This window comes from Nocardiopsis sp. NPDC055824, from assembly GCF_053616335.1.
On record NZ_JBSHDN010000019.1, the window covers coordinates 1 to 16,910 of the forward strand.

19 protein-coding genes, 1 pseudogene and 1 CRISPR repeat array are annotated in these 16,910 nt (G+C 70.3%); of the genes and pseudogenes, 10 read left to right on the forward strand and 10 right to left on the reverse strand.

Annotated elements, in window-relative coordinates:
* Positions 1-22: 22 nt before the first annotated feature.
* Positions 23-1,072, reverse strand: a complete 1,050-nt coding sequence (locus tag ACWGL3_RS06970; RefSeq protein WP_267945549.1) for an NAD(P)-dependent alcohol dehydrogenase — start codon at positions 1,070-1,072, stop codon at positions 23-25.
* 210 nt (positions 1,073-1,282) lie between these two features.
* Between ACWGL3_RS06970 and ACWGL3_RS06975 the strand changes: the two genes are divergently transcribed.
* The 4 genes from ACWGL3_RS06975 (at position 1,283) to ACWGL3_RS06990 (ending at position 4,812) form a co-directional block, all read left to right on the forward strand.
* The gene (locus tag ACWGL3_RS06975) at positions 1,283-2,896 is read left to right on the forward strand and encodes an MFS transporter (RefSeq protein ID WP_452461007.1); all 1,614 of its coding nucleotides are present in this window, start codon (positions 1,283-1,285) and stop codon (positions 2,894-2,896) included.
* A 102-nt stretch (positions 2,897-2,998) separates the two neighbouring features.
* On the forward strand, positions 2,999-3,388 hold the full coding sequence (locus ACWGL3_RS06980; RefSeq protein WP_452461008.1) for a VOC family protein: 390 nt from the start codon (positions 2,999-3,001) through the stop codon (positions 3,386-3,388).
* Between the two features lie 67 nt (positions 3,389-3,455).
* Positions 3,456-3,839: a VOC family protein gene (locus ACWGL3_RS06985; protein ID WP_267950437.1), complete on the forward strand. Its 384-nt coding sequence runs from the start codon at positions 3,456-3,458 to the stop codon at positions 3,837-3,839.
* A 1-nt stretch (position 3,840) separates the two neighbouring features.
* Positions 3,841-4,812, forward strand: a complete 972-nt coding sequence (locus ACWGL3_RS06990) for a sigma-70 family RNA polymerase sigma factor (RefSeq protein WP_452461009.1) — start codon at positions 3,841-3,843, stop codon at positions 4,810-4,812.
* 91 nt (positions 4,813-4,903) lie between these two features.
* Here ACWGL3_RS06990 and ACWGL3_RS06995 read toward each other — a convergent pair whose 3' ends face one another.
* Together ACWGL3_RS06995 and ACWGL3_RS07000 are read right to left on the reverse strand one after the other, a co-directional pair.
* Entirely contained in the window at positions 4,904-5,746 is an 843-nt protein-coding gene (locus ACWGL3_RS06995) for an alpha/beta fold hydrolase (RefSeq protein ID WP_267945545.1), read from the reverse strand.
* A 49-nt stretch (positions 5,747-5,795) separates the two neighbouring features.
* Positions 5,796-6,164 carry a VOC family protein gene (locus ACWGL3_RS07000; RefSeq protein ID WP_267945544.1) on the reverse strand — a complete coding sequence of 123 codons (369 nt, stop codon included), beginning with the start codon at positions 6,162-6,164 and terminating at the stop codon, positions 5,796-5,798.
* Between the two features lie 140 nt (positions 6,165-6,304).
* On the opposite strand from ACWGL3_RS07000, the gene ACWGL3_RS07005 reads away from it, so the two are divergent.
* Positions 6,305-6,976: a TetR/AcrR family transcriptional regulator gene (locus ACWGL3_RS07005; protein ID WP_452461010.1), complete on the forward strand. Its 672-nt coding sequence runs from the start codon at positions 6,305-6,307 to the stop codon at positions 6,974-6,976.
* A gap of 250 nt (positions 6,977-7,226) precedes the next feature.
* Here ACWGL3_RS07005 and ACWGL3_RS07010 read toward each other — a convergent pair whose 3' ends face one another.
* Both ACWGL3_RS07010 and ACWGL3_RS07015 read right to left on the reverse strand, forming a co-directional pair.
* A complete protein-coding gene (locus ACWGL3_RS07010; protein WP_344179224.1) occupies positions 7,227-7,718 on the reverse strand; it encodes an ATP-binding protein in 492 nt (163 codons plus the stop codon).
* 88 nt (positions 7,719-7,806) lie between these two features.
* Positions 7,807-8,952: a protein-L-isoaspartate(D-aspartate) O-methyltransferase gene (locus ACWGL3_RS07015; RefSeq protein ID WP_452461011.1), complete on the reverse strand. Its 1,146-nt coding sequence runs from the start codon at positions 8,950-8,952 to the stop codon at positions 7,807-7,809.
* Between the two features lie 371 nt (positions 8,953-9,323).
* Here ACWGL3_RS07015 and ACWGL3_RS07020 point away from each other — a divergent pair, with 371 nt between their 5' ends.
* Positions 9,324-10,733 (forward strand): helix-turn-helix domain-containing protein, encoded by a 1,410-nt coding sequence (locus ACWGL3_RS07020; RefSeq protein WP_267945540.1) that lies wholly within the window; start codon positions 9,324-9,326, stop codon positions 10,731-10,733.
* Positions 10,734-10,753: 20 nt separating this feature from the next.
* The gene (locus ACWGL3_RS07025; RefSeq protein ID WP_452461012.1) at positions 10,754-11,233 is read left to right on the forward strand and encodes a hypothetical protein; all 480 of its coding nucleotides are present in this window, start codon (positions 10,754-10,756) and stop codon (positions 11,231-11,233) included.
* A gap of 200 nt (positions 11,234-11,433) precedes the next feature.
* Positions 11,434-11,766: direct repeats of the CRISPR family, unit length 28 nt; unit sequence GTGCTCCCCGCGCACGCGGGGATGGACC.
* An 85-nt stretch (positions 11,767-11,851) separates the two neighbouring features.
* Here ACWGL3_RS07025 and ACWGL3_RS07030 read toward each other — a convergent pair.
* From ACWGL3_RS07030 to ACWGL3_RS07040, 3 genes are read right to left on the reverse strand one after another with little or no spacing between them, the layout of a single operon-like run.
* The gene (locus ACWGL3_RS07030; RefSeq protein ID WP_452461013.1) at positions 11,852-12,937 is read right to left on the reverse strand and encodes a methyltransferase domain-containing protein; all 1,086 of its coding nucleotides are present in this window, start codon (positions 12,935-12,937) and stop codon (positions 11,852-11,854) included.
* A gap of 53 nt (positions 12,938-12,990) precedes the next feature.
* Positions 12,991-13,950, reverse strand: a complete 960-nt coding sequence (gene tgmB / locus ACWGL3_RS07035; protein WP_267945537.1) for an ATP-grasp ribosomal peptide maturase — start codon at positions 13,948-13,950, stop codon at positions 12,991-12,993.
* Positions 13,951-13,966: 16 nt separating this feature from the next.
* Positions 13,967-14,224 carry a hypothetical protein gene (locus ACWGL3_RS07040; RefSeq protein ID WP_267945536.1) on the reverse strand — a complete coding sequence of 86 codons (258 nt, stop codon included), beginning with the start codon at positions 14,222-14,224 and terminating at the stop codon, positions 13,967-13,969.
* Positions 14,225-14,473: 249 nt separating this feature from the next.
* Here ACWGL3_RS07040 and ACWGL3_RS07045 point away from each other — a divergent pair, with 249 nt between their 5' ends.
* Genes ACWGL3_RS07045 through ACWGL3_RS07055 form a run of 3 tightly spaced genes read left to right on the forward strand, consistent with a single transcriptional unit; the run spans position 14,474 to position 16,002 of the window.
* Complete coding sequence (locus ACWGL3_RS07045) at positions 14,474-14,683, forward strand: hypothetical protein (RefSeq protein WP_344179237.1); 210 nt, start codon at positions 14,474-14,476, stop codon at positions 14,681-14,683.
* Positions 14,667-15,194: a DUF6879 family protein gene (locus ACWGL3_RS07050; protein WP_267945534.1), complete on the forward strand. Its 528-nt coding sequence runs from the start codon at positions 14,667-14,669 to the stop codon at positions 15,192-15,194. The genes ACWGL3_RS07045 and ACWGL3_RS07050 overlap by 17 nt, the downstream gene beginning before the upstream one ends.
* Positions 15,178-16,002: a helix-turn-helix domain-containing protein gene (locus ACWGL3_RS07055; RefSeq protein ID WP_452461014.1), complete on the forward strand. Its 825-nt coding sequence runs from the start codon at positions 15,178-15,180 to the stop codon at positions 16,000-16,002. Before ACWGL3_RS07050 ends, ACWGL3_RS07055 begins: the two co-directional genes overlap by 17 nt.
* Before the next feature lie 67 nt (positions 16,003-16,069).
* Here the strand turns inward: ACWGL3_RS07055 and ACWGL3_RS07060 are convergent, their stop codons facing one another.
* Together ACWGL3_RS07060 and ACWGL3_RS07065 are read right to left on the reverse strand one after the other, a co-directional pair.
* On the reverse strand, positions 16,070-16,600 hold the full coding sequence (locus ACWGL3_RS07060; RefSeq protein WP_452461015.1) for a DUF6879 family protein: 531 nt from the start codon (positions 16,598-16,600) through the stop codon (positions 16,070-16,072).
* A 4-nt stretch (positions 16,601-16,604) separates the two neighbouring features.
* Positions 16,605-16,787 (reverse strand): annotated as a pseudogene (locus tag ACWGL3_RS07065) (hypothetical protein); the annotation flags it as partial.
* Positions 16,788-16,910: the final 123 nt, after the last annotated feature.

Genomic DNA, 16,910 nt, shown 5'->3' on the forward strand with positions numbered 1-16,910 from the left:
GCCCCGCCCCCTGCCCGGCGGGTCAGCTCCCGTGCGGGACCACCACGGCCCGTCCGGAGACCTCGCCCGCCTCCAGCTTCCGGTACGCCTCCAGGGCGTCCTCCATGCCGAACCGCTCCACGTCGGGGCGGATCTGCCCCGCCCGGTACATGTCCACGACCTCCCACAGGTCCTCCACCGTGCCCCAGTAGGTGTTGGTGATGTAGGACTCGTAGGGGGTGGTGAAGAACGAGAACTCGCGGGTGCCGCCCGCGATGCCCACGACCGTCAGCCGGCCGCCCTGGGCCAGCGTGTCCGCCGCCGTCGCGATGGTCGGGGTGATGCCCACGAAGTCGAAGGCGGCGTCCACGCCCCGGCCGCCGGTGATCTCGCGGATCTCCTCCGCCTGCCGGGCGCCCGCCCCGACGGTGATCGCCCCGTTCTGCTCCGCACGCGCGCGGGCCTCGGGCTTGACGTCGGTCGCGATCACGGTGGCCCCGGTGAGCGCGCGCAGGATCTGCACGCCGATCTGTCCCAGCCCGCCCAGGCCGATGACCAGGGCGTGGCGGCCCCCGCCCTCCAGGTGCGGCAGCGCCTGCTTGACGGCGTGGTACGGGGTCAGCCCCGCGTCGGACAGCGGCGCCGCGTCCACCGGGTCGGCGTCGCCGAGCGGGACGAGGTGGTGGGCGGGCACGGTCACGTACTCGGCCATGCCGCCGTCGCGGCCGAGACCGACCGCCAGGTAGGGCATGGTCGCGACGTTCTCGCAGTAGGTGTCCTGGCCCTTGGCGCACTTGCGGCAGTGGCCGCAGCCGATCGGGCCGTAGGCCAGGTAGGCCTCGCCGACCTTCACGCGCTCGCTCACGCCCTCGCCGAGTTCCTCGACCCACCCGGCGTTCTCGTGGCCCAGGACGAACGGCGGCCTCTGCGCCCCCGGCTGCCCCTCCTTGAAGTGGCGGTAGACGCTCACGTCGGAGTGGCACGCGCCCGCGCCGGCGACCCGGAGCAGGACCTCCCCCGGGCCGGGAGAGGGCTTGGGGACGTCGGTGAGTGACGGAAACTGCTCGTAGTTCTCGAAGACCACGGCTCGCATAGGGCGCTCCCCCAACTGTCACAGGGACACGTCGGCGCGCACGTGCGGCACTCTCCGTGTCCGGTCGGCCGCTTGACGCTATCAGCGCAGTTGGCGGAAGTCTGTCAATGAACGTCCCGAAAAGCGTTCTTTGTTTTTGACCCGGACGATGAGTTCCCGGTCCCCTCCTGGTCCGTACACATGAACGAAAAATCCAGGAGAAAGGTCGCGATGAACGGCAAGACACGGACCGGCGGGGCGCCTCCGCGCGCGGACGGACGGACCTGGCTCGGCCTCGCGGTACTGGCCCTGCCCACCCTGCTGCTCTCCCTGGACATGAGCGTCCTCTACCTGGCCCTGCCGCACCTGGCGGCCGACCTGGAGCCCAGCGGCCCCCAGCTGCTCTGGATCATGGACGTCTACGGCTTCATGATCGCCGGGTTCCTCGTCACCATGGGGACCCTCGGCGACCGGGTCGGCCGCAGGCGGCTGCTGATGATCGGCGCCGCCGTCTTCGGGCTCGCCTCCGCCGCCGCGGCGTTCTCTCCCACCGCAGAGGCGCTCATCGCCGCCCGCGCGCTCATGGGCGTGGCCGGGGCCACCCTCATGCCCTCCACCCTCGCCCTGATCAGCAACATGTTCACCCACCCGGGACAGCGGGCGGTCGCCATCTCCGTGTGGACGAGCTGCTTCATGGGCGGCACCGCCTTCGGCCCGGTCGTCGGGGGCCTGTTCCTCCAGTGGTTCTGGTGGGGCTCGGTCCTCCTGCTCGGCGTGCCCGTCATGGTGCTGCTGCTGGTCTGCGCGCCCCTGCTCCTGCCCGAGTTCCGGGACCCGGAGCCGGGCCGCCCCGACCTGTTCGGCGTCGCCCTGTCCCTGGCCGCGATCCTGCCCGTCGTCTACGGCCTCAAGACCGCCGCGGGCGGAGGCCCCGTCCTGGCGCCCCTGGCCGCCGTCGCCGTCGGACTCGCGGTGGGAGCGGTGTTCGTCCGCCGCCAGCTGCGCCTGACGGAGCCGCTGCTGGACCTGAGGCTGTTCCGCCGCCCCGCGTTCGCCCCCTCCCTGGGGGTGATGATGGTCGGCGCCGTCGCCATGGGCGGCACGTTCCTGCTGCTCAGCCAGTACCTCCAGCTGGTCGCGGGACACTCGCCGCTGGTGGCCGGCCTGTGGCAGGTGCCCCCGGCGCTCGCCATGGTCGCGGCCACCCTGGTCGCCGCGCCCCTGGCGGCCCGGATCGGGCGCGCCAACGTCATCGGCGGCGGCATGTTCGTCAGCGCCGCCGGGTTCGTCCTGCTGTTCCTGGTCCCCGCCGAACAGGGCACCCCCCTCGTCGTCACCGGGCTCCTCCTGGCCTCGATCGGCCTCGGGCCCGGGGCGGCCCTGCTCACCGACATCGTCGTCGGGGCGGCGCCCAGGGAGCGCGCCGGCGCCGCCGCCATGTCCGAGACCAGCGGGGAGTTCGGCATCGCCATGGGCGTGGCCCTCCTGGGCAGCCTCGCCGCCGCCGTCTACCGCACCGGGACCGCCGTCCCCGAGGGCGTCCCCGACCAGGCGGGGGAGACCCTCGCCGGGGCCGTCGCCGTCGCCGCGGAGCTGCCCGCCGACCTGGCCGCCCAGTTGCTCGGGCCCGCGCGGGAGGCGTTCACCCTGGGCCTCAACGCGGCCGGGGCGGTCGGCGCCGCGGCCATGGTCGTCTTCGGGACGGTCGCCCTCGTGCTCCTGCGCTCCGCACCGTCCGCGGAGGACGCGGTCGGGGGAAACGGGGACGGTCCCGGGCCCGGAGCCGGGGCGCCGCCGGCGGACGACGTGTCCGCGGGGGTTCGCGCGGCGGCCGATGAGTCCTGACCCCCGACCGTGTCTGTACGGGTGGGAGCCCGGAACGCCCGGGACGACACCCGGCCGCAGCCCCTCACGGGGAAGCGGCGCCGACGACCCGCGGAGGACACCATGGCCCGCCCCAACCTCGACAGCATGCTCCTGGCCACCACCGACCCCGACCGGCTGCACGCCTGGTACGCCGCCGTCCTGGACCCCCGGGCCGACGACTCCATGGACGGCTACCGGGTCCTGCGGTTCGGCACCTTCCACCTGCTCATCGACCGCCGGGACGACGTCGGCCCCGTCTCCGCCGAGCCCTCCCGGGTGATCCTCAACTTCGACGTGGACGACGCCCGCGCCGTCGCCGCCCGCATGGACGGGGCGGGGACCGAGTGGCTCGCGCCCCTGGAGGACCGCGGCGGCAGCCTGTTCGCCACCGCCAAGGACCCCGACGGCAACCTCGTCCAGATCATCCAGCTCAGCGAGGAGCATCGCGCCGAGATGGAGGGCGGCGCGTGAGCGGGACACGCCCCTCCCCGACAGCAACACTGTGACCAGCACAAACGCCAACATGAGGGAGAACGCCATGTTCGACACCACGAGGGCCTTCGCGTCCTTCGCCGTCCCCGACGCCGCGAGGGCGCGCGCCTTCTACGGCGACACCCTCGGCCTGGCCGTGGGCCCCGTCGAGGGCATGGAGGACGAGGGCCTGTTCGACATCGACCTGGGGGAGGGGCGGGCGGTCCTCGTCTACCCCAAGCCCGACCACGAGCCCGCCGTGTTCACCGTCCTCAACCTCGTCGTCGACGACGCCGAGGCGGCCGTGGACGAACTCGCCCGGCGGGGCGTGCGGACACTGCGCTACGACGGGTTCGACCAGGACGCCAAGGGGATCGTGCACGGCTCCCCCACGGTGGCGTGGTTCGCCGACCCGTTCGGCAACGTGTGTTCTGTCATCCAGGAGGCGTAACGTGACAGCCGTGGTGGAAAACGCGTCCGACCAGGACTTCGCCAGGCTCGCCGACCCCTACCGGCGCGAGCTGTACGCGCACTGCTACCGCATGCTCGGTTCGGTGCACGACGCCGAGGACCTGGTCCAGGAGACCTACCTGCGCGCCTGGAAGGGCTTCGACCGGTTCGAGGGCCGCTCCAGCCTGCGCACCTGGCTCCACCGGATCGCCACCACGGCCTGTCTCACCGCCCTGGAGAGGCGCCGCAGGCGCCCCCTGCCCACCGGGCTCGGCGGGCCCTCCGCACCCGACGGGGAGCTCGCCGACCGCCCGGAGGTCCCCTGGCTGGAACCGGTGCCCGACGCCCTGGTCGGCGCGGACGACCCCGGCTCGGTCGTGGCCGCGCGCGAGAGCGTGCGCCTGGCCCTGGTCGCCGCGCTCCAGTACCTCCCGGCCAAGCAGAGGGCGGTGCTGATCCTGCGCGACGTCCTGCGGTTCAGCGCCGCCGAGGTCGCGGACGTCCTGGACACCTCCGTGCCCGCCGTCAACAGCCTGCTCCAGCGGGCCCGCGCCCACCTGGCGCGCGAGGCGCCCACCGAGGAGGCGGTGTCCGAGCCGCCGCCGGGCCAGGGCGAGATCCTCGCCAGGTACGTGGAGGCCTTCGAGGCCTACGACATCCCCGCGATCACCGAGCTGTTCACCGCCGACGCGGTGTTCGAGATGCCGCCGTACACCACGTGGGTGCGCGGGGCGCGGGACATCGGCCGCCTCATCTCCACCCACTGCCCGGCCTCCGGCCCCGGCGACATGGTCCTGCTGCCGACCCGCGCCAACGGACAGCCCGCCTTCGCGGTGTACATGCGCGGCGGCGACGGCGTCCACCGGGCGTTCGGGCTCCAGGTCCTGGACCCCGTCCCGGAGGGGGTCGCCCACACGGTGATGTTCTTCGACACCTCCCTCTTCCCGCACTTCGGCCTGGCGCCGAGCCTGTAGCGGCCCGGCTCCGGGCACGCGGGGCCCGGCCCGCCCGAGCGGGGCGCGGGCCCCCGCGGAACGGCCCGCCGGGGCCCGCCGTGTGGGATCCTCACCCCGCGCGCAGCGCCCCGTGCAGGGCCTCCGCGAACTCCTCCGTGTGCGTGTCGTACCCCAGGTGGTCGCCCGGGAAGGGGACCGGCTCCGTCCCGAGCCGACCGGCGAGCGCGAGCCCGATGTCGTGGATGAGCGCCCCCTCGGACCCCGTGCCGAGCCCCACCACCACCCGGGCCCCGTTCCCGGACAGGGCCTCCACGTCCGGGCGGTACAGGGAGATCGGCAGGAGCCCGTGGGCCAGGAAGTACTCGAAGTTGGCGCTGACCCGCTCGAAGGTGGCGGCCTCCTCGGGGTCGGAGGGGACGCCGTCGCCCTGCGCCCCCTCGCCGGCGTCCAGGCCGTTGAGCCCCAGGAACTCGCGGATGGCCGCGTCGGCGCCCTCGTTCAGGTAGGTGTCGTACACGTGCCGGTCCGCGGCCACGGCGTCGGAGGGGTCGTCGAGCATCAGCACGCAGGCCGGCTCGTGCGCGACGAGCGCCCTCACCAGGTCGGGGCGCCCGGCCGCCAGGGCCAGGCCGATCTGGCCTCCGCCGCTGGTGCCGAACACGTACGCGGGGCCGCCGCCCAGCGCCTCGACCAGGCGGGCGGCGTCGTCGCCGTGCACGTCCACCCGCTGCTCGACGGGGTCGCCGTCCAGGGCGCTGCGCGAGTTCCCGCGCGGGTCGTAGGCGACGGTCGTGTACCGGTCGGCGAGCCGCCGGGCGAGGCCGGCGAGGACCCCGGCGTCCTGCGGGCCCCCGGGGATCAGCAGCAGCACCGGGCCGGAGCCGCGGACCTCGTGGTGGATCGTGGCGCCCGGCACCTTCAGGGTGCGGACCTCGGGCTCGTGGTGCGACATCGGAATCTCCTCCTCGAAGGGTGTGCGCGGACGCGGGGCGCGGCGGCGTTCACGCGCTGCTGCTCACCACCATGCGGTTGCCCTCGCTGTCGCGGAACTCGGCGACCGTGAGCCCCGGCCGGTAGGGCGCCTCCTGCGGCTCGGTGACGATCTCGACCCCCTCGGCCCGGAGCGCGGCGACCGTCCCCGCGACGTCGTCGTCCACCAGCACCATGACGGGTTCGGGGGAGGGGGTTTCGTCGCCACGCCGGATGAAGTGCAGGGACGTGGTGGCGCCCGGGAGGCCGAGTTCGATCCACCGCCACCCGTCGTCGCCCATGGGCGCGTCCGCGACCACCCGGCAGCCGAGCTTGCCGGTGTAGAACGCCTTGGCCCGTTCCTGGTCGAACACGGGAAGCTCGGCGAACTGTACGTGCATCGTCGTCACATCTCCTCGGAAGGCCTCTGCGGAGGCCGGTACAAAACTAGACTGTCCAGTACCGTACTTGCACCAAACTAGACCGTGCAGTACCAATGGGTCAAACGGGACGGACGACGAGGACGGGCGGTCGCGCGACGGTGTCGGACACACAGAACCCTCCGGGCGGGGCCGAGGGCGGGGGCCGCTCCGCGCGCAAGCGCCGCGCCATCCTGGACGCGGCGCGGGAGGTCTTCCTCCGGGGCGGCTACCTCGGCACCAACATGGACGAGATCGCCGCGTTCTCCGGGGTGTCCAAGCAGACCGTCTACAAGCACTTCGGCAGCAAGGAGTCGCTGTTCGTCGAGATCGTCACCGGCATGACCTCCGGGGCGGGCGACACCGTCCACGAGCGGCTGCCCGAGCCCGCCGAGGACGACGACCTGGCCGAGTACCTGTGCGACTACGCGTACCGCCAGCTCACGGTGGTGCTCACCCCCGACCTGATGCGGCTGCGCCGCCTCGTCATCGGCGAGGTCGCCAGGTTCCCCGAACTCGCCCGGGTCCTCCACGAGAACGGGCCCGCGCGCGCGATGCGCGCCATGGCCGGCCTGTTCGAGCGCCTGGCCGGGAACGGGCGCCTCGACGTGGCGGACCCGGCCACCGCCGCCTCCCACTTCAACTGGCTGGTCATGGCCGAGCCCGTCAACCGGGCCATGCTCCTGGGCGACGAGGCCGTCCCGCCCCCGGAGGAGCTGCGCCGCCACGCCGAGGAGGGGGTGCGGGTGTTCCTCGCCGCGTACGGCCGCGGGTCCGGGCGGCCGGCGGAGTAGTCCGGGACGGGGCGGTGCGGCGGGCGCCGCCGCGCGCCCGGCCCGGGAGGCCGTCCGTCCGGGGGCTTCCGGAAGGGAACGGCCCGGCCGGGCCCGTCGCGGGGCGACGACGGCCGTGTTCCCCCGTACGGGCGCGGGTGCACCTGCGGTGCGCGTGCAGGTGCACCCCTCCCGCGTACGTGCCGGCCTGGTACGGGGCCGGGAGGCTTCGGTCGTGAGGGGCGCCCGCGGAGAGCGGCGGGGCGCCGGGTCACTCGGCGGGGACCGTGAACTCCGCCCAGATCGCGGCGCCCACCCCCTCGTCGGGGAACAGGGCCCGGCGCGTGCCCCAGCGCTCCGCGAGGCGGTCGATCAGGACCAGCCCCTGCCCCAGGGCCACGTCCGGCCACACCTGGCCCAGGCCCTCGCACGGGAAGTGCGGCACGGTGCTCTGCTCGCCCTCGCCGACCATCGACAGGCACAGCACCGACCCCCGGCCGGGCACGCCGTACAGGGTCAGTGTGCGGAGCATGCGGCCCCCGCGGGCGTCGGGCCCGGCGTACTCCACCGCGCTCGAGAACATCTCGCTCGCGCAGAGCACCATGTCCGAGACCAGGTCCTCCGTGACGTTCGTGAGCATCTCCAGGTCGGCGCGCAACTCGGATCTCACCCGGCTCGCCCCCGTCGGGACGCGCGGGTACACGCGGGGACTCCACCGCCATCCGGGGGCGGCGGTCTGTGGACTGTACGGCGTGATGGACATGAGACTTCTCCCTCTGGAGCTGTGCGGCGGGCCGTGGCCCGGGGCTGTCTGACAGGGGCCGGGACGGAGGGGCCCGCCCCGGCGGGGATCACCGGCTGGACGCGAACACGGCGTGGGGGTCGTCCAGCCACACGAGCTGGTGGTCGAAGGCCACGGTCAGGCCGAACCGGGTGCGCTCCGGGCGGCCGGCCTCCACCCACAGCTCGTGCGCGGCCTCGAGCTCGTGGAACAGCCGTCGTGGGCCGTGCTGGCGGACCTCGTAGCCCTCTTCCTTGAACTCGGGGTCGATGTGCCACGAGGCCCACGACCACGTGTGCGGATCGATCAGGTAGACCGTGTACCTCGGGTCCGCGGGGTCCTCGGCGAACCGCGTCCGGTGCACCACCGTGGGCATGCGCACACCGACCGCGAAGGACCCGTGGGGGTCCCGCATCGGCTCCTCCGGCCCCAGGCGGGTCCGGGTGACCGAGAACTCCGCGTCCGCCCGCACGTAGGTGTCCACCAGCGACAGGGGGTCCTGGGCCGGCCGGACCCACGCGTGCCCGCCCCCCACCACCGGGCCGCGCGCCGTGCCGTACGCGCCCACCTCCAGGTCGACCAGCACCCCCTCGTGGAAGGAGTTGGCCCATGTGGTCAGCACACGCCCGCCGGGCTGTGTCTGCGCCACCCACGCGTAGGGGACCCGCCGCACGGCCACACAGCTGAACACCCGGTCGAACGGGGCCCTGGCCGCCCAGCCGTACTTGCCGTCCCCGCTCACCACCAGCGGGGCGAACCCGGCGGCCATCAGCGAGACCCGGGCGCTCTCGGCGAGCGCGAAGTCGATCTCCACCGACGTCACGGCGTCGTCCCCGAGCCGGTGCGACAGCAGGGCCGCGCCGTAGCCCGTCCCCGTGCCGATCTCCAGGACCCGCATGCCCGGGGACACCTGTAACAGGTCCAGCACCCGGGCCAGCCCCGAGGGGGCCGGGGAGGCCGTCACCGGGTGTCCGGGGCCCCGGCCGTCCCCGACGCCCCCGCCGACCCGGGCGGCCACCGGGAGGTCGGCGTAGGCGGCCTCCCACCACCGCGTCTCGTCGTCGCGCCGGTCCACCGGGAGGCCGCCCCCGTCCCCGTCGATGACGTCCGGCAGGAACAGGTGGCGCGGCACCGCCTCGAACGCCCCCCGCCAGGCGGGGGACAGGTCGCCGTCCACCGCCAGGCGGGCGACGAGTCTCCGGTGCGCGGGGATCATCGGTCGGCCCCGCCGGAAGCCGGGTCCCCGTCCAGAGACGGAAGGGAGTATTCGCAGGTAGTGGAAACGGAGAGTGCGCACGTGGCGGAAACGGCGGCTCCGGGCTTGTGGCCGCCACCGTTCCTGCCGTGCCCGTCGTGGGGGGTGGGGTTCATGATCTCGCTCCTCGGCGCTCCGCCGAAGAAGACGGAAACAGGGTCTTCCGCCCATTTCGGGGGCAAGCGATTCCGGGTAAGGATGTCTATGGAGATGTAACGACGTCCGCCCCTGCCCCTGGAATTCCGAGCCGATATACACCGGCGGTATGAATGCCCGAGTTACCGGTCACCCCCCGCCCGACTCCGCCACGCACCTTCTGGTCCCGCGCCGACGTGCGCCGATCCCTCGCCGACCAGGACGCGGGCGCCCTTTTTCGCCTGGTCAGGCAGTACACAGGCGCCAGCCAGCAGGCGATCGGCGCCGCCACCGACCTCGCCCAGCCGCACGTGAGCGCGATCATGGCCGGACGGCGCTCCGTGACGGCCCTGCGCACCTGGCGGCGCCTCGCCGACGGGCTGTCGATGCCCTCCGACGCCCGCCGGCTTCTCGGACTCGCCGAATCGGACGGTGGCGATATCGGCGCGGATCGGGGTACAGGCACTTCAGCGCACGGCATGGACGAATTGTGGTCTGCGCCGAGAACAGCGCAGGACATCGCCGAGATCACGCTGAAGGATCTGATGAAACGCAGGGACGCATTCGCGGTCGGTGGTGCTCTCATCATGGGCGCCACATTGACGGAAGTGCTGGAACACTGGCTGCTTCCCACACTGGCCGGTTCCGGCCACGGGCCCAGCACCATCGGGGAATCGGAACTGGGGAGGATCGAGGCCGCCACCGTGGCGCTGCGCCACTGGGACGACAGGTGGCGCCTGGGAATCCGCCGCAAGGCGGTGATCGGACAACTGTCGGAGGTCTCCGAACTGGTCGAGGAGGCCCAGCCCGCGCCCGTCCAGGCCAGGCTGTTCACGGTCATGGCCGAACTCTCCAAGATCGTCGCGGCCATGTCCTACGACGCCGGGGACCACCCCACCGCGCAGAAGTACTACACCTTCTCGCTGCGGGCCATCCACCAGGCGGGACCCGAACACCGCCTGTACGGGGTCGGCGTGCTCGCCGACATGGCCCGCCAGATGCTGGACCTGCACCGCCCCGACGACGCCCTCGACATCTCGCGGCTGGCGCTGGACAGCGCGCACGCCCACCGCGCCCCCGAACGGGTCCTCGCGATGCTGCGCACCCGCGAGGGCTGGTCGTACGCCCGGATGGGCCGGACCGAGGCCTACCGGCGCACCGTCTCCCAGGCCGAGGAGCTGCTCGACGGGGGAGGGGGCGGGGAGGTGCCGGACTGGGCGCGCAACTTCGACCACGCCGAGCTGTCGGGGGTCGTGGGGGCGCGCTACCGGGACCTCGCGGGAGGTCAGGAGGACCGGGCCGCGCGGCGCAGGTTCGCGGAGGAGTCCGCCCGGCACATCGGCCGGGCGCTCAGGCTGCGCGACCCCGCCAAGAAGCGCAGCCGGGCCTTCGACCTCGTCGGGCTCGGGCGCACCTACCTGCTGCTCGACGAACCGGAGGAGTCGGTGCGGGTCGTCAGGCAGGCCGCGGACATGCAGCGCTCGCTCGACTCGGGGAGGGTGCGCCGGCGCATACACGACTGGTACACCGAGTCGGCCGCGTTCCACCGTCAGCCCACCGTGGCCGAAGCGCGTGACGAGTTATCGCGTACTCTGCTTGCCCAGTAGACGGAAAGGAATGGGACAGAGTGACGCGCATCGGAATCACTGGCCACTCGAACCTCTCCGCTGACAGTGCGGAACTGGTACGAAAAGCCCTAGTAGACGCACTGGAAGACTACACCGACGGCGGTCTCGTCGGAATCTCCTGCCTCGCGCGCGGCGCGGACCAGCTCTTCGCCGAGGAGGTCCTCGACCTCGGCGGGCAGCTGGAGGTCGTGCTCCCCTCCGCCGACTACCGCGAGGCCAAGGTCGGCCCCGAGGCGCGCGGGGGCTTCGACCGGCTGCTGGTCCGCGCGCACCACGTGCGGTACATGAGCCTGACCGCGGGCCGCCAGGCCTACGAGGAGGCCAACGAGGCGGTGCTCGGCGGGGTCGACCTGCTCTTCGCGGTGTGGGACGGGCAGCCGTCCGGCGGCGGGGGCGGAACGGCCGACGCGGTGCGACTCGCCACCGAGCGGGGGATCCCCGTGAACGTCATCTGGCCCGAGGGGGCGCGCAGAGAGTAGTCCGGGCGGGACCCGGCCGGGGGGTGCGTCCCCCGGCCGCCGGTCCCGGCGGGGTCCAGGGGTTCCGACCGTGGTCCGGTGCGGCCGCGGAGTTGTTTGTGGTCATGCGGGTTGGTTGTCGGTTTTCGGGTCGGGTGTCCAATTTTTGAGAAGTTGGAAAAACGACCGCTCACCGTTGGTAGAGTCCCAGGTCATTCACTGTGCTCCCCGCGCACGCGGGGATGGACCCCGTCGCCTGCTCTGGAAGATCAGCGGGGAGCGGTGCTCCCCGCGCACGCGGGGATGGACCCTTCAGCCGAGCTGCGAGGGCCTGTTCGTCGAGGTGCTCCCCGCGCACGCGGGGATGGACCCCGGGCCAACGGCAAACCGCCCTTCGAGTCGGTGTGCTCCCCGCGCACGCGGGGATGGACCCGTCACCTCCGTGCGGCCCGGCGCCCGAGCGGGGTGCTCCCCGCGCACGCGGGGATGGACCTCGGAGATCTCCGCTCGCGTGTTCTTCGACCAAGTGCTCCCCGCGCACGCGGGGATGGACCCGTCCGGCGGAGGTCCAGGAAATGAGAGAACACGTGCTCCCCGTGCACGCGGGGGATGTCTTCCTCCGGGGTGCGGCGGCTGCGGTCAGTCGAGATCCCAGCCGTAGCGTCCGCGCGGTCCGTCGAGGCAGAGACGGTGTTCACCGGAGCGGTCGACCGTCAACCAGTAGCGATCGATACCGGGGCGGCCCTCCCGGGCCCACACACCCAACATCTCGGCGAACAGCTTCCACTTCTGCGCGCTTCCCTTGAGGGCCACCGACACCTGTCCGTCCGGGGACACGATGGCTCGGAACCACGCTCCTGAAGCGCCGTCCAGCACACAGTGGACCGCACCGCCCGGCTCGTGCCGAATGACACGAAGCCCGGAAGGCAGAAGCAGGGACAGCAGGAACTCGGACATGAAGTGGTCGTCGAGTCCCGGTACATCCTCGAAGTGCTGAACTTCATCGGGGTCACCGCCTGTGGCGGCAAGCACCCTGTCGAGGGTGGGAACCCCGGAGGCGAGAGGGGATCGCAGTCGCATGAAAGCCGCCGCCTGCGGCAGAAAAGGTCCCTGAACGAACTGGTGGCTCCTGCGGGTCAGGCGTACCAACCCCAGTCCTACGTTCGCGAGGATCATTCCATCAGTGCTCAGCTGGCTCAGCCAGGACACCGGCACACGACCGAGGCCGCAGGTAGCCAGTAGCCGGTCGTAGGGTGCGTTGCCCGGGTAGCCTTCCGCCCCGTCTCCGATGACCACGGTGGGCCTGTATCCAGCTGCGGCCAAGGCGGCGCGAGCCTGTTCGACCAGGTCGGGATCTCGGTCCAGAGACGTCACGAGTCCTGAGCCCAGACGCTCGCTCAGCAACGCGACGTTGTAGCCGGTCCCTGTCCCTATCTCCAGGACCCGCATGCCGTCTTCCAACTGGAGGTTCTCCAGCATCAGAGCCATCAGTGAGGGTTCGGTGGAGGAGCTGACCGCCAGTCCTTCGTCAGAGAACCTGGTGATGAGTGTGTCGTCACGGTAGACCGCCTCCAGCCAGCCCGGTGCCTCATCGGTGTAGGAAGCAGTGCCCTTCGCGGTGCGAACGTGGAATGCCGGCACGAACAAGTGCCGCGGAACGGTGGCGAAGGCGTGACGCCACGCCGGGGAACGGAGACTGCCCTTGGTGACCAGTTCCGCGGCCAATCGGTCGGCGTGCCCGGGGGGAGCCGGTGTCTGTCCGGAAGAGGGTGAGGGCATCACAGACTGCTTTCTCGTAGGTTGTCGGCTATCGCCTCGGCGATGGGGAGGCCCGTGGCGAGCTGTATCCATCCCCATTGGCCGTTGGGATTGAGTTCCAGGAACACCCACCTGCCATCAGGTGTCACTACGAAGTCGAGGGCCCCGAAAGTCAGATGGAGCTCACGCATCAGCTTCCTGACCGCTTTGGACACCTCTGCGGGAGGCTCGACCGGTAGGTAGGAGAGATGCCGGTAGTCGGCCCTCCAGTCGATGCGCGCGGTCGGGCTGGCGGCATCGATGCGAACCGCGAACACCATTTCCCCGGCCACCGTGACCCGTACCTCGTAGGCTTTGTCGACCCACACCTGGAACAGGTGTGCGGTGTGTCCCACGCCGGGTGTCAGTTCGTCCGCAGTGACGATTGTGGTGTAGAGGGCCTCAGCTCTCTCAAGGGCTTCACCAGGGGTAGGACCACCTGTCATGGACTTGTAGACCATGGTGCGGGCTGTGGCGGCGAACTCGCGCGCGGCCTCCACCGTGTTGGTCACAAGGCTTTCCGGCACGCTCAGCCCGACGCGTGCCGCTGCTACGAGCTGTCGTGGCTTGCGTTCTGCTGCAGTGTTGTGGCGCGGGCGGTTGATCCATCGGCAGTTGAGCGCGTCGAGTACACCGTTGAGCCCGGCGCCGGCCTCACGCTCCGACCACAGCCGATCGCGTTCGTCCAGTGCTGGATGCGAGCGTGGAGAGGTGGGACGCCGGTGATACACCGAACGAATCTCTGCGAGGTCCACTTCGCGCTCTTGCGTGCGCAAGGTGCCCGTGACCGCTCCTGTCGTCGAGATGCGGGCCTCCAATTCGAGCGTTCCGGGAAAGTCCCCGGGATCACAGCGGAGAACCGGTGTTCCGCTCCGGTGGAGTTCGTGGATGACCAGGTCGGCGGTGGGATCCAGCGGGCGGGTGAGAACCAGAACGGTCACGGGTGTCCTCTTCCGCTCAGGAGTCCGAGACCTGGTCGGTCCACGCCTGCATGTCCTCGGTGGTGGTGACCGTGCACTGTACGGCGGTGCCGAGGATCGGCTGCTCGATGAGCGGCCTGCCGGAAAGCAAGGACATCTGGGACTTCGGGTCGTAGGTGATCCCGGAGACGTCGTAGCCGGAATCGTGCTGGGGAACCGTGCAGCGGCTCAGGCCGAACGGACGGAAGTTTTCTGTCGCGGACGAGTCGTCAGTTTTGGTTTCCTGGTTGAGCATCCTTGGAAGTTCCCTTTGTGGCTATTTGTTCCTGTGGTAAGGCGTGTCCTGTGGACGCTATGAGCGTATGGGAAACAGGTTCGGGGTTCGGTGGCATTCCCGAAAAGGAATATTTTCGATCCCTGCGTCGTAAGCGAGGTGGAACGACTTTATTCCACTTCGGGAATTTTCCTCGTCCGTAGTGGAAGGTGGATGGGTCACTTGGGTATTGTTGATCGAACCCCTTCGGACCACCTGGCAGGAGTGTGCGTGGTGCACAAGCCCGGTCTCACCCGTCTCACTGGTGGTGGCGGCCCCGTCTGCGACGACGATGACTGCCCCAACGTCTACCTCTCGGAGGGCGGGGGCGTTGTTGTCCAGGGCGCCCTCTACGCCGGTTTCACCCCGCCCGACGGAGAATCCGCGGTCGAGATACCTCAGTCTGTTCTCAGGGAGGCTTTCGATGCTCTTGGATGGTGATTCGTGGAGAAAGGTGTTCGACGGTTTCGGTTCGGAGGCGTGGAGGCTAGAAGTTCAGTCCACCTACACCATGCCGGGAGAGGTCGGGAGCTTTTCCCGTTTCCTCCGTGGTGAACCGAAGCCGGAGGGGCACAACTCCAGGTGGCATGAACGGATCAGGGGATATCTGGCTGATGGCAAGTGCGTCGGACGTGTCCGTGTCGTGCGTCGGCCGTTGACCGATTATCAGCGCTACCAGTTCGCCTGGGGGATTCCCGGCAACATCGCAGCTGGTGAGGACATCCGGATTCTCGACCTCACCGGGCGAGATCTGGGACTGCCGGACTTCGACTTCTGGATGTTCGACAGGGAGCGGATCGTCCGCCTGAACTATCGCCCTGACGGTACGCAGATCAACCGCGAACTGGTGGACGAGGCTCCTGCCGAATACCAGGAGTGGCAGCGGATCGCGGTCGAGGAGAGCATCCCCTTCGCAGCCTACGTAGAGTCGCAGGGTGGCGCTAGAACCTGAGGAACTGGCAGCGGCCCGAGACGATCTCGGGGCGGAACTGCGTGAACTGCGCCGGGCAGCCGGTCTCTCCGGAGACCGGCTGGCTCGGCGCTGTTCCATATCGCAGAGCAAGATCAGCAAGATCGAAACGGGCCGACTCACCCCTACCTTGGTCGACCTGGATCGTATCCTCACCGCGCTCGGTGCTACGGCTGAACAGGCTGCGCGGGTACTGCAACGGGCCAAACTGGCCAACACAGAATGGCAGGACAAGCGGACGCTCTGGCGTAAGGGGCTGGAGACCCGTCAGAGCGAACTCAAGGTTCTGGAGTCGGCGGCGTCGGAGATCCGCTTCTTCCTCCCGACGATGGTGACCGGGCTGCTGGCCACGCCCGCCTACATCAAAGCGAGCCTCACCCACTCTCCCGGGCATGTTTCCTCCACCGTGGCGAAGAAGATCGACCGGCAGGCCATCTTGAGGGAAGGCACCCGTTCTTTCACGTTCCTGCTGACGGAACAGGCTGTCCGATGGGCGATCCTGCCCCCGGGCGGTATGGCTGCGCAGAGGGAACGACTGCTCGAGGTGTCCCGATGGCAGAACGTTCGCCTGGGCGTGATCCCACTCGGTGTGCTCCTGCCGCGCGGTCCGATGAACACGTTCACTGTCTACGACGACCGCCTTGCGACAGTCGAGATCTTCACGGGTCGGTTGGCCTTCCGCGATGCGCGTGATGTGAAGGCGTACCGTGAATTGTTCGCGATGTACGAGGAGCATGCGCTGTTCGGCGACACCGGCCGCGATCAGATACGCGCATGGGGGCGCTCGTGACCTTGAGGGGCGATCGAAGCTCAAGGTGCCCTTGCCCCCAGGGGGACACGGGCTGTCGGGTAACCGGTCATGCAGATCTGGTCGCCATGTACTCCGTGAACGTCAGGGCATGGTGCCAGGCCGCATCGCGTGCCTGCAGGGCGCGAACGACTTCGGCGGGATCCTCGCTCAGAGCCGCGCCGAGCACGTTGCCGTCCTCGTCGAAGTGGAGCCGGGCGACCGTTCGGCTGTCGAACACCCAGAAGTCCTCGTCAGGGAGCGAGTCGACCACAGAGTGCTTCCTGGGGAGGTAGCGGATGTCCTCTCCCACCCCCAGGTTGTAGGGAGTGCCCCACAGCTCCCAGCGCAGGTAGTCCGAGGGAGGGTCGTCGATGATGCGGACCCGCTCCATGCGTTTCCCGGTGGCCAGCTCGTCGCGCATCATGCTCAGCCACGGCTTGAACCACTCGATGTCGGAGTCGTCGCCGGTGAGCCACCTCTGGAAGGGCTCGTTCTCCTCCAGGACTCCGTAGAAGCTCCGCGTCTCCAACCGCCACGCGGTATAGCGGTAGGCGCGGAAGAGATCGTTGAAGGCCTCGCCGGACACGAGATCGGGCACGCCACTCCTTGGGGGCGAAGCGGGTCAGAAGTTCACGGGGCACCACGACGAACTGCTCGTCGGGGAGGACGTCCGACAACTGTGCCAGAGCCTCCCGGTCCGTCAACCGGTAGCCCTGGACGACGACTTCTGGATGTTCGACGGTGAGTGAATCGTTCTCCTGAACTACCGTCCTGACGGTACGCAGATTAGCCGAGGGGCCGTGAAGGAGGGCTCGGTTTCCTATCTGGAGTGACAGGGACTCGCGTTGGAGGAGAGTGTGTCCTTCCCGACCTATGTAGAGTCCCAGGGTATGACGGACATCAGTGGA